This is a genomic window from Paludisphaera borealis (assembly GCF_001956985.1).
Lineage (GTDB): Bacteria > Planctomycetota > Planctomycetia > Isosphaerales > Isosphaeraceae > Paludisphaera > Paludisphaera borealis.
In genome coordinates this window covers 4,343,239-4,355,000 of record NZ_CP019082.1, presented here as the reverse complement: position 1 = coordinate 4,355,000, position 11,762 = coordinate 4,343,239, and the positions used below count along the sequence as shown (strand labels likewise).

Here is an 11,762-nt window from a genome sequence, read left to right as displayed (position 1 = left end):
CGAGCGTCGTCTCCCTTCCTTACCTTTCAGAGTACGAGATCCAACGCCCCCCCACAACCAGCAAGCCGCAAAACTAACGGTAAATTCACAATTGATCGAAGCAACACGCGTCACCTGCGAACACGGGAACGAGACCGAGGGCGGGCGCGGGGTTGATTCGACTCGCCCCGCGCCCGCCCTCGTGTTTTCGCTCAAATCGGCTCAAGGCAGATCAAATCAATACTGGCGGCCTCTGAGCGGGGGGCCGGTGCCGTGCAGCGGCAGGTAGTACATGTCGGTCGGGATCTTGTCGCCCGGGCGCCAGTAGCCGAGGTCGTACTGGGCTTCCCATGGGGGGTCCATGATCAGGTTGTACGGCAACGCCAGGATCTGGCCGGCGAACAGACCCATCGAGAAGAACGGCTGGGCGATCTGGTTCCGCTGGGTGGTCTGGGTATGCTTGTCGACCGGGTAGGCGAGGAACCGACCCTTGGGACCGAGGAAGTTCTCGACGCTGTGCCCGTAGCGTTCGAGCATGGGGTCCTGGAAGTACAGGGGCAGGTGGCAGGTCGCGGCGGCGGCCCAGTACTTGCGCTGGGCGCTCCACTCGCGGGCGCCGACGGGCACCCAGTCTTCGGGGACGGGGATGGCGCGGATGGGACGGGCCTCGGCCGGGCTGGGGGCTCGGCTGATGTCGATCTGGGTCTGGCTCCGCAGGTCCGACGCCAGGTCGTTGGGCCCCTTCTCGGCCGGCGGCGCGGCCGGCTGAGGCTGGGCCTGGCTGATCCGGTACTCGTCCTCCATCTTCCTCGCCACCTCGTCGACCCGGTTCTGAAGCTCGGGGGTCAGGGTGGAAACCGGGTTGGCGCGAGGAGGCAGCAGCGATTCCGACCGCTCAACCACCCCGCGGTTGCGAGTCGCCACAGCCGGCGCCCGGGGAGCGACGGCCTCCTGAGCCGGATCAAACGCCGGGGCCGCGACCGGGGCGGGCGTCTCTTGCACCGGAGCCGCGACCGGGGCGGCCGGCTCTTGTACCGGGGCCGCAACGGGATCGGCTACCGGAGCCGCAACGGGATCGGCTACCGGGGCCGCGACGGGATCGGCTACCGGGGCCGCGACGGGGGCGTCCTGGGCCGGGGCCGGAACGGGCTCGGCGGCCGGCTCTTGCGCGGGGACTTCGACCGGGACCGGAACCGGTTCGGCTTCGGCCGGAACCGCCTCAGCCCGACGATTCAGCGAGCCGGCCGGGGGAGCGACGGCCGGGGCCTCCTCCGCCGGGCCGCCGGAGGGGCCGCCGGGGAGCGTGGGAAGGTCGTCGGCGGCGTCCGGCAGCGGCTGCGCGGTCGCGTCGGCTTCCTTGGGCTGGGTCGGGGCGGCCGAATCGCGTCCTCGCTCCTGGATGTCGGTCGGCAGCGAGGGAAGGTCCAGATCGGCGGCGGCGGGAGCGGGAGCGGGCGCGACGGCCACCCGGGGCGCCTCGGGCTCGGCGGCCGGCTTGTCGGCCTCCAGAGCCGTCGCGGCCCCCAGCGGAGGCAGGGCCATCGGCTCGACCTCCAGCGGCTGCGGGGCCGAGGCCGGAGCCGGAGCGGAGACGGGCGCGGGCCGCGACGGCGCGGCGGCCTCGGCGGGCGTCTCCAGGGTGATCATGGCCGGGGCCGGGGCCGTCGGGGCGGTGGGCTCCGGCGCGGCCGTCGAGAGCGTCACGCCCTCGTCGACGAGCGTCGTCGCCGTCGCCGGCGCCGGCGACTTCAGCGCGGGCGTGGAGGCCGGTCCGGCGGCGTCGAGGTCGGGGAACGGCGTCGTGAGATCGGCCTGGGCCGCCACGGCGTCGGCGGCCGGCTTGGAGGTGGAGGCCGGGATCGTCCTCGCGTCGCCCGGGCTGATCCGGGACACGACCGGGGCGGTCGGCGCATCGGCCGGCCTCATGATCGCCGGTTCGGCGCGGTCGTTGACGACGTCGAGCCGGGGCATCTCGGGCTGCTGGGGGATTTCCGGCAGCGGCGAGGGCTCGGCGGGGGCCAGGGCCGCGGCCTCGCTCTCGGCCGGCACCTCGACGGCCGCCAGGCGGATCGGCTCGCCGCGGTCGTCGCCCTCGCGACGGTTCGCCCTCGCCGACGACGTCCGCGCGGGGACGGGGGCGGCGGCGGCGATCCTCGTGTCGGACGCGGCGGCGACGACGCCTCCCGGCCGCCGGCTTCGGCTGCTCAGGGCGTACGGCGCCTCCGAGCCGATCGATTCACGAAGCCCGCGCTGGGCTCGTTCGATCGCCTGCTTGAGCTTGAGCTTCTCGGCGGGTCCAAGTTCCACCTGCCGCTTCTCGGCCTCGCGGAGGTACTTGAGGGCCCGGTCGAATTCCTGGTAATCGATGTAGTCGAGGCCGTTGCGGAGGAGGTAGCGAGGCCCCCGCGCGGCGGCCATTCCGAAACTGGGATCGTCGACGGCCGTATTCGACCCGGTCGCGGACCCGGGCGCGGCCGCCGTCGCCGCGTTTCCGGCGCGCCGGGCGCTCGCCGACGGCAGGGACTGCTGAGCCGAGACCGTTGAGGCCGACAGGACGGCCCCAAGGATCGTCGTGGTCAATGCCGAAGTTGTGCGACGCAAGCCACGCCTCCTTGCTTTCCTTGAACTCGCCGCGGCGACGCGGGGTCGACCCCCACGCGGCCTCGGCTCGCGAGCAGACCTTCGCCGACGCGTCGCGTCGGCTCCGGCCCGTCGCCGAACCCATCGATTCTCACGAATCCTTCGTGAGTAACCTCGACTCGAAGCGCCCGGCGAACGATCCGCCCGGCGCTCCGCCTCCTAATCTGACAGCTCGACTTGAGACCTTCCCGACGATCCGGGACGGTCGCTCTGATTTTATGATGCGACGGCGGCTTAGACCGAGGTTCGACCGCCGTCGTTCTCGCCGGAGTAGCTGGAATAATTGGGGGCTTCCTGGGTGATGGCGATGTCATGCGGGTGACCTTCCTGCACTGAGGCCGCGGTCACCTGGATGAACCGGCTCTGAGTGCGAAGCTCCTCGATCGTCCGCGTGCCGCAGTAGCCCATCCCGGCCCGCAGGCCGCCGACGAGCTGAAAGACGAATTCGGCGAGCGGGCCCTTGTAGGGGACCCGGCCCTCGACCCCCTCGGGAACCAGTTTCTGCGTGGGGCTGGGCTTGCCCTCGACGGTCTTGACCGTGGCCTCCTGGCGGTATCGCTCGTGCGACCCCTTGGCCATGGCGCCGATCGAGCCCATGCCGCGATAGGTCTTGAAGCTTCTCCCCCGGTAGATGATCGTGTCGCCCGGGCTCTCGGCCAGGCCGGCGAACAGGCCGCCGATCATGACGCAGTGGGCCCCGCCGGCGATCGCCTTGCTGATGTCGCCCGAGTAGCGGATTCCGCCGTCGGCGATGACTGGGATCTTGCCTCCGAGGGCCTTGGCCGCGTTGGCGACGGCCGTCATCTGGGGAACGCCCACGCCCGAGACCACCCGCGTCGTGCAGATCGAGCCCGGCCCGATCCCCACCTTCACCGCGTCGGCCCCGGCGTCGGCGAGCGCCTTGGCACCCTCCGCGGTCGCCACGTTGCCCGCCACCACCTGGATGTCGAATTCACGCTTGATCCGCTGCACGGTCTCCACCACGTTCTTGCTGTGGCCGTGCGCCGAGTCCACGATCAGAACGTCGACGTCGGCTTCGAGCAGCGATGCGATCCGCTCGTAGTCGTAAACCCCCACCGCAGCCCCCACCCGCAACCGCCCTCGGGCGTCCTTGCAAGCGTTGGGATAGCGGTGCAGCTTGTCGATGTCCTTGATCGTGATGAGTCCCTTCAGTCGGTATTCATCGTCAACCAGGAGAAGTTTCTCGACCTTATTCTTCGTTAAAATCCGATCCGCCTCTTCCAGGCTGGTGTCGGCCGGCGCGGTGACGAGGTTGGTCTTGGTCATGACCTCCTCGATCCGCAGCTCGTTCGATTCGAGGAACCGCAGGTCGCGGCGGGTCAAGATCCCCCGGAGCTTGCCGTTGACGGTGATCGGCACGCCCGAGATGTTGTGCCCGTTCATGATGTGCCGCGCCTCGGCCACCGTGGCGTCGGGGGGCAGGGTGATCGGATCGACGATGATGCCGTTCTCCGACCGCTTGACGATGTCGACCTCGCGGGTCTGCTCCTCGACCGACATGTTCTTGTGGATCACGCCGAGCCCCCCCTCCTGGGCCAGCGCGATCGCCAGTTCCGACTCGGTCACCGTGTCCATCGGCGACGACAAGATCGGCAGATTCAGCGCGATCTTGGCCGTGAGCTGGGTGCGGACGTCGACTTCGCGAGGGAGGTATTCGGAGTATCCCGGCTCGAGCAGGATGTCGTCGAAGGTGATGCCTTGATAGGCGATGCGGTCGTGCATCGGGAAAAGCTCCTCTTCAGGCCCGACCAATAGGCCGAACGACGCCGCACGATGCGACGCGATCTGAAGATTGACGAAACAAGACGGACGAGACGTGGGAATTCTGGTCAGGCTTGCGGCGTCAATCGCGGTCGGTGGGTTCGGGTGCCTTTCCTTCGACATTAAACCCTCAGCCGGCAAAAACGACAAGACCAACCGCCGCGAGTCCCTCGACCGACGACCGCGATCCGCCCCCCGCCCCGACCATCGTCCCGGCTCCCGGAATTGGGTTCGTTCGCAGCCCCGAGCCGCCTCGCTCATCCGTCGCAACCTGTTTCCCGGAAGCATCTTGAATTTCCGGCGAGTTTGGGTTCGTTCGGCTCGAAAGCCCCCCCGATTTCGCGCGTCGGTCCCCCGCCTTCCCGCCCCGGCGAGCTTGGGTTCGTTCGCGCCGAAAACGCCCCATTCCTCCCCCCGGCGACCGGCCGGCCCTCCCCGCCGCTCCCACGAGACCGCCCCGGCGAGTTTGGGTTCGTTCGGCTCGAAAACACCCCCGATTCCGCGCGTCGGCCCCCGCCCTCCCGCCCTGGCGAGTTTGGGTTCGTTCGCGCCGGATCTGTCGACATGACTTCAGGCTGCGCGGCTCATCGCTCTTTTGCAAAAGGCTTTACGTCGTCCCGGCGGCTCCCGGAATTGGGTTCGTTCGCTCCGATTTTCCGAACCGGCGCCCCTGCTTCCTCCCCCGGCTTACTCAGACCGCTCTCGGTTCTCCACGACGGGCCGATTGGGTCCGTTCGCGCGGTTTTCCCCTCCAACCGCCTCCGTCTCCCCTCGCTCCGCCCGCCGGCCGATTTGGCTTCGATCGTCCCCGTTTCTGACATTTTCGACCGCCGACCACGAGGTCTTCCTGCCTGGATTACGCAACTACCGCCGAATTGCCAAAGATCGTATCAACCGCTAATTCTCCAATTTAAGTATACGACCTGGGACGCCCTATCAGAAGAAAGCCCAGCAGGTCGACTCGCGAAGCAACCGACCTGGGCGGCGTACGGCTTGGATTCACGCTCGATCTCCGACCTTGCTCGCGACCGATCCGTGAGCTGATCGCGACCGTCACGTCGTGGCTCGAGCGCGAGCCCGCCTTCCTGACCCGTTGGGCGAGGCGCCTGTTGAAACTGTTCCATGAATCGTGTCGAATGAGTCCATCGCGAGCCACCCATCATTGCGTAACGACACATGCCGATCGGCCTCGATTCCGCTCCCGGGGATGCTTATGGCGAGAAAAAAAGCACTGGCGACTCCCCCGGCGGCTCGGTCCAGGGTTTTCATCGGTTCCTCTTCCGAATACCTGCATGTCGCCGAGGTCGCCCAGCACCTCATCGACGCGACGGCGACGGCCGAGGTTTGGAACGTCAGTCCGGAATTCAAACAGACCCAGAGTACGCTCGACGGGCTGCTCAGCGCCATAGAACGCTACGATTACGCGTTCTTCATCCTCAGCCTCGACGACCGCCTCACGATTCGAGCTCGCAAGACGGTCAGCGTGCGGGACAACGTGCTCTTCGAATTCGGGCTCTTCCTGGGTCAATTAGGCGCGGATCGGGTCGCGGCGATCATGCAGACGCCGACGGCCGACGTGGAAGCCAGGATTCCAGCGGACCTCGAAGGGATCACGATCACTCGATTCAGGGATTCAAAGAACCCCGACGATTTGCGGAGTTCGATCGCGTCGGCGCTCAAGCCGTTCCTCGACGTGGTCCGGAGATTGGGCAGGAGAAAGCGGAAAATCAATCTGATCAAGAGTTGGGGATTCGACGCTCCGACGCGGACATACGAGGTGACGATCTCCGGCATCGCCCTTCGGGAGAACTGGACGAAGTGCGAGCGCTGCCACCTCGCCCTGGTAGCCAAGGTCAAGGACGGCAACCGTCCGTTCGAGGATGACGACCGGATTTCCATCGGAAGACCGCGTCGCTGCTCAGACACCGATCGCGAAGACTTCGAGCTCGCGGTCGAGCTCGGCCCCGCGATCCAATTCAAGAAGGGTGACGTCATCGAAGCCCACCTCCTGCTGACCCCCGCGGACGTCGATTTCACGCCGGCGGCGACGATTACGGATTTCGTTCGTTATGGATGCGATATCGTCGACAATTGCGGCCACACCGTGAAAACGACGCCCCGGAAACCCAAGGGCGACGTCGACCGCGAAGCGAAGAAGTAGTCGTCCGATCGGATCCGCACCGGGGCGACCGCCGACCCCTGCCCGGCTCGTGTCGCCCAGAACGCCCAAGACACAAGGATATTCTCAAATGTCGGCTTCAAAGGGAGCGAGCGAAGCGCCCCGTCGGTTGTTCCTCATCACGACGGAGGATCCCGAATCCGATCGCGATTCCAGGGCCGTCGAGCGCGCCTTGACGAAGATCGGGAAGCCTTGCCACGTGATGGCGAGGACCTGGGTGATCGAGACCGACGAACCGCTCGACAACCTCTTCAAAATACTGTCCACATCCGTCTTCGCCGGCAACGAGGGCGGATTCCTCGTCGCTCCCCTGGCGGGAGACTGGTCGTGCCGGAACGCGAAAACCAAAGACGACTGCTATCGAAGGGTTTAGCGCGGTTTGCTTTTGGGATGCGGGCCGGGGCCGAATTCCCTTCTCTCGCAAGAAGAGAAGGCATGCTCGCGACAGCCGATTTTGATCGCCGTCTGCAACCCAAGAGAGAACCGCGCCAACGCACGACATGGCGGCACTCCGCGTCTCATCGATCGTCAATGCCAGAAGCACGATCCGCCGCCCCATGTTACCGTCTCCGGCCCGGGCCAGGCCAAGCGGAACGACGTCGATCCGGGCGAAGCGTCCGCATCGTCGCCGAGGTGAGTCCTTGAAACCTTCGCGGGCGGGAAACTATCGTACACTCCTGCCCCGCCTCTCCTCGCGCGTCGCGCCCGGTCGGCGGGGTTCCGGAAGGAGCAAGAAGCCGATGATCGATCTCGAGGGTTTCTGGAAGGACGACGACGGCGCCGGGGCGACTCCGGACGAGCTGGCGGACTGGGAGCGGAATCACGCCGTCGTCCTCCCCAGGCTGCTGCGCGAGGCCCTCGCGATTCGGGACGGCGGCGCGCTCCGCGACGCTCCCATCGACATCTCGCCGCTCGGCGCGATCAAGCAGGTCGGTCCGGATTTCTGGGAACACGCCTCCGTCGAACACGAGGTCGAGAACCGCGGCCTGGTCTTCGAGTTCGGCCGGCACACCGAGGGCGAGCTGGGCCTCTTGCTGGACTACAACGCCAACGGACCCGAGGGGGAGCCGAGCGTCGCTTCGTACACCCTCGGCGACCTTGAGGTCGACCACGTGGCGGACTCTCTCGACGAGTTCATCGCGGCGCAGATCGAGACCGACGACGCCCCCGTCGTCGATTGGGACGAGACGGTCGACGCCCCGGACGTCCTCGGCCGCGAGGTCGTCGAAACCTCGACCTGGGACGGCGAACAGTCGTCCCTCGAACAGGTCCTGATCCGACGCGACGTCGGTTTGATCCTCTACACCCGACAGCGCGATTCGGAGTCGGAAATCCTCTCGAAGACCACCCTGCCCGGGCCGATCGTCGCCCCCCTGGCGACCATCCATTCGTACCGCCCGCCCCCGGACGCGACGTTCGCCCTCCACCTGCAATCCGAGGAGTTCGACGGGATCGTCTACCTCGCCTCCTCGAAGGTCGGCGAGTCGGGTTGGAAGAATTCGGTGACCCATGGCGCGCCGATCTACGTCGCGTTCGAGTCGGCCGATCGAGGACGGCTCGAAGCCCTCCGGTCGGCCGTCCTGGGCCCGGCCGCGCGCGTCGCCGAATCGCGGGAGTCGAGCCGGGCCGCCATGGTTCCGCGGCGGGAGACGCCGGATCAGCTCGCCGAATCGAAGCCGCGAGCGACTTTCCCCGGGCTTACGCCCCTGTCCGAGATCCTCCGTCAGCAGATCGAGGAGACGTCCGACCGCTCCGGGGCCGACGGCGAGATCGACTCCGGGCCCCCGAGGGAGGAATGAGGGCCCGAGCCCGCCGTCACTCGACGACCACCAACTGGGCCAGGCTCCCCTCGATGATCCGAGGGAGTCCGGCCTTCAATGCGTCGAAGCTCTTGTCGTCGATCGCCAGCTCGACGTCGAATCCCTCGATCTCTTCGGCGTCCTCGATCGGCGTTTCGAGGTCGACCGAGAGCATGCCCCGGCTCAGCCGGCACTCGCGGACCACCCCGTAGCCGCTGTAGACCTGGTCGTCGAGCTCGACGTAGAGGCCGTCCGCCTCCCAGTCTTCGAGGTCGCCTCGAAGCCCCTCGGCGCTGCGCTGCAAGCTGAGGAAGTGGCCGCCCTTCTCCTCCCAGTCCGCTCCGGAGTCGAACCCGGCGGAGAGGAGTTCTTCATCCTCCTGAAAGACTCCTCGGACGGCTCGAAACGTGATTCGCACGAACTTTCTCCGCGGTGGGTGGACGACGGATCGCGTTCGATATCTTAAGGTTTCCGGCGCCGCGCCGCAACAACCACGTCGCAACGCGGCGCGGCCGGCCTCGTCAGCGAGCGGGCCTGGGGCGGGCGTGCTTGCTTTGCGACTTCATACCGTTGCGGTGCTCGTCCATCTGCTTCTGGCGGTCGGCGGGAGGGCCCGGCGCGGCCGCGGCGTTCGCGGGCATGCCCTCCACGACGCCACCGCCGCAGCCGACGAGGTTGATCGAGAGGACGACGATGCAACCGGACAAGATCAAGCGCTTCACGTAAAGAAACTCCTCGGCGTGTCGCCGTGATGATCGGGGAACGGCCGGGGCCGGCGACGCGCGCGAGCCCCGACCGGATCAAATTCGACTGATCAAATCAATAAGCGTCGCTGCTGATGACTTCGCCGCCGTTGCGGCTGCCGAGCGCCCACCAGGCCTGAAGGGAGACCGAGTCCTTGATGAACCGGACCGAGCCGTCGGAGAAGGCGGTGTTGACCCCTCCCGGGTGGTTGCTGGTCGCCGAAGCGGCGCTCAACGGCCCGACGAGCAAGAAGGCGGGCTCGATGTTCGAGGGGTTCTTGCAAGACGCCGTGTTGGGGGGCAGATAGTGGGTGTAGCTGGAGAGTCCCTGGTGCCCCGGGTAGCCGACGAACTGGTATTCGCCGAGCACGTTGCCGTTGACGGGCAGCGCGGCGCCGGACATCGCGCGGCACTGGGTGACGAAGTTCATCGCCCCGGCCGCTCCGGTGTTCTGAGCGGCGCCCGAGCTGGTGAGGACGTAGACGCCCCGCTTGGAGTCGACCGAGCCGGGGGCGATCGTCACGTTGCCGGGCATGCCGATCAGCCGTTCGCTGAACGCGGCGGTGTTCGACGTGCCGTCGGTGATCGACGCCATCCGGATCGGCCCGACCGGGCCGAGGTACGGGCCGACTTCCGTGGTGAGATTCACCGCCGGAACGATCACGCCCGAGTAAGGCGAGATACAGCCCGGCCCGCCGTAGTTGGCGACGTAGTTCGCGATCGCATAACTGTAGTAGAGCCGCTCGGTCCGGCTCTCGGACGGGCACATCCAGAGGGCCAACTGCGTGTAGGCGGCCGTCGTGTTGTCGGCCGACCAGGGGTCCGTCGAGAAATTCGCGGCGTTGAACAGCGCCTGCTGCTCAACCTGCGGCAGCATGGCCGTGTACCAGTTGAATCCCCAGTTGTCCAGGCCGGCGGCGAGCGTCGGCATGTTCTGGGACGGCGTCGCCTCATTGGTCGAAATGTAATTGTGCAGGCCGAGCCCGAGCTGCTTCAGATTGTTGATGCACTGCGCCCGGCGGGCCGCCTCGCGCGCCGCCTGCACCGCCGGCAGCAAGAGTGCGATCAGCACCGCGATGATGGCGATCACCACCAATAACTCAATCAGTGTGAATCCACGCTGCTTCTTCATGCGAACTCCCCATGGATCGCGTCGCCGCCCAGAGCGCAAACAGCTTCCTACCTCAACCCCGCCGTCCTCGGCGCGGGCCGCCCCAGGCTCATGACCGCGACGACGCGGTCGATACATCCATCGAATCAATAAAAAAAACGATCTCAGCCCCGAGACAAAGCGCGGCCGGGAAGAGTGGATCGGCGCGGGCGGGAGGGCGTCGGCGACATCCTAAGCAATTAGGACTTCGCCTCTACGAAGCCTATCTCAAGAATAAGCCGCACGTCAATACGTGCCGGACGAGGACGCGCGAGTTCGGCTCCGACGTTGGGCGACGGGGCGTCTGGAGGTCGGGGGGTCACGATCGGTCGGGGCCGTGGGCGTCGAACAGGTGGTGGATGGCGCAGGCGACGGCGCCGTGCCGCTTGGTCCAGCGCGCCCGGAGGATCTGGCAATCGGCGAGCGAGGGGGGGAGCGTCCGCTTGCGGGCGAGGTCGCAGATGGTCTCGAACAGGCCGTCGCGGACGTCGAACAGGCGGCCGTGGACGAACAGGGTGGCGGGGTTCCAGAGGTTGACGGCCGCCGCGATGGCGATCGCCAGGTATTCGCAGACCGATTGCAGCGCGCGCTCGGCGACCGGATCGCCGGCGCGGATCAAGGCCTTGACGTCGTCCATGCCGACATCGCGACCGAGGTGTTTGGAGATCGCGCGGGTTAGGGTCGAGTCGGTCGCGAGCGTCTCCAGGCAGCCGCGATTGCCGCAGCCGCAAAGAGGCCCGTCGAGGGCGACCGTGACGTGCCCGAGCTCGCCCGCCAGGCCGCTGTGGCCCCCGATCAAACGGCCGTCCATCACGACGCCGACGCCGAGCCCCGTGCTGATCTCCAGCATGACGAAGTCGTCGAACGACTCGGGCGCCCGGTACATCCGCTCGCCAAGGCAAAGCGCCTGCGTTTCTTGATGCATCACGCAATCGACCCCCAGCCGCCGCGCCAGGTCCTGATCGGGCGAGCGGCCGTCGGTGACGTGCAGGTTGGGCGAGAGCATCGCCCGGCCCGTCCGGCTGTTGATCAGGCCCGGCGTGCTGATCCCCAGGCCCAGGGTCTTCACCCCCTTCTTCTCCATGAACGTCCGCGCCGAGGCTTCGATCCGGTCGAGCAGCGATTCATAACTGTCGGGCGTTGGGAAATCGATCTGGCGGTCCTGGCGAATCGTCCCATCAAGACCCGCCGAAATCACGTGGCAGCGGGTGGCGTCGAGGATCACCCCGATCACCTGCGCGCTGTCCCGCGCCAGGCGGATCAGCGTGCCGGGCCGCCCCGGCGCCCCCTGAATCGAATCCCCCTCTTCGAGCAGCCCGAATTCCAGCAGCGAGCCGACGGCCTTCGAGACCGTCGGGGCGCTGATCCCCGAGATCCGGGTCAGGCTCGCCCTCGTGCAAGGACCGCGGTCCTGGAGCGCCTCCAGAACCTTTCGCATGGTCATTCGCCGCAGGAGTTGAGGCTGGATCATCGACGACATGAAGAAGGCC

Annotated in this window: 9 protein-coding genes; 3 read left to right on the top strand and 6 right to left on the bottom strand. The window is 67.1% G+C overall.

Going from position 1 to position 11,762, the window contains the following annotated elements:
* Positions 1 to 216 precede the first annotated feature (216 nt).
* Both BSF38_RS16970 and guaB read right to left on the bottom strand, forming a co-directional pair.
* Positions 217 to 2,580: a hypothetical protein gene (locus BSF38_RS16970; protein WP_145952181.1), complete on the bottom strand. Its 2,364-nt coding sequence runs from the start codon at positions 2,578 to 2,580 to the stop codon at positions 217 to 219.
* A 273-nt stretch (positions 2,581 to 2,853) separates the two neighbouring features.
* Entirely contained in the window at positions 2,854 to 4,362 is a 1,509-nt protein-coding gene (gene guaB, locus BSF38_RS16965) for an IMP dehydrogenase (RefSeq protein WP_076347560.1), read from the bottom strand.
* A 1,252-nt stretch (positions 4,363 to 5,614) separates the two neighbouring features.
* On the opposite strand from guaB, the gene BSF38_RS16960 reads away from it, so the two are divergent.
* From BSF38_RS16960 to BSF38_RS16950, 3 genes are all read left to right on the top strand, one after another.
* Complete coding sequence (locus tag BSF38_RS16960; RefSeq protein WP_076347558.1) at positions 5,615 to 6,562, top strand: TIR domain-containing protein; 948 nt, start codon at positions 5,615 to 5,617, stop codon at positions 6,560 to 6,562.
* An 88-nt stretch (positions 6,563 to 6,650) separates the two neighbouring features.
* Positions 6,651 to 6,953 (top strand): hypothetical protein, encoded by a 303-nt coding sequence (locus tag BSF38_RS16955; protein ID WP_076347556.1) that lies wholly within the window; start codon positions 6,651 to 6,653, stop codon positions 6,951 to 6,953.
* A gap of 367 nt (positions 6,954 to 7,320) precedes the next feature.
* Complete coding sequence (locus BSF38_RS16950; RefSeq protein WP_076347554.1) at positions 7,321 to 8,379, top strand: SMI1/KNR4 family protein; 1,059 nt, start codon at positions 7,321 to 7,323, stop codon at positions 8,377 to 8,379.
* Positions 8,380 to 8,395: 16 nt separating this feature from the next.
* Here the strand turns inward: BSF38_RS16950 and BSF38_RS16945 are convergent, their stop codons facing one another.
* From BSF38_RS16945 to BSF38_RS16930, 4 genes are all read right to left on the bottom strand, one after another.
* Positions 8,396 to 8,797, bottom strand: coding sequence for an Imm10 family immunity protein (locus tag BSF38_RS16945; RefSeq protein WP_076347552.1), 402 nt, complete (start codon positions 8,795 to 8,797; stop codon positions 8,396 to 8,398).
* 103 nt (positions 8,798 to 8,900) lie between these two features.
* On the bottom strand, positions 8,901 to 9,101 hold the full coding sequence (locus tag BSF38_RS16940; protein WP_076347550.1) for a hypothetical protein: 201 nt from the start codon (positions 9,099 to 9,101) through the stop codon (positions 8,901 to 8,903).
* 97 nt (positions 9,102 to 9,198) lie between these two features.
* Positions 9,199 to 10,254 carry a DUF1559 family PulG-like putative transporter gene (locus BSF38_RS16935; RefSeq protein ID WP_076347548.1) on the bottom strand — a complete coding sequence of 352 codons (1,056 nt, stop codon included), beginning with the start codon at positions 10,252 to 10,254 and terminating at the stop codon, positions 9,199 to 9,201.
* 337 nt (positions 10,255 to 10,591) lie between these two features.
* Entirely contained in the window at positions 10,592 to 11,710 is a 1,119-nt protein-coding gene (locus BSF38_RS16930; protein WP_237170494.1) for an ROK family protein, read from the bottom strand.
* Positions 11,711 to 11,762 lie beyond the last annotated feature (52 nt).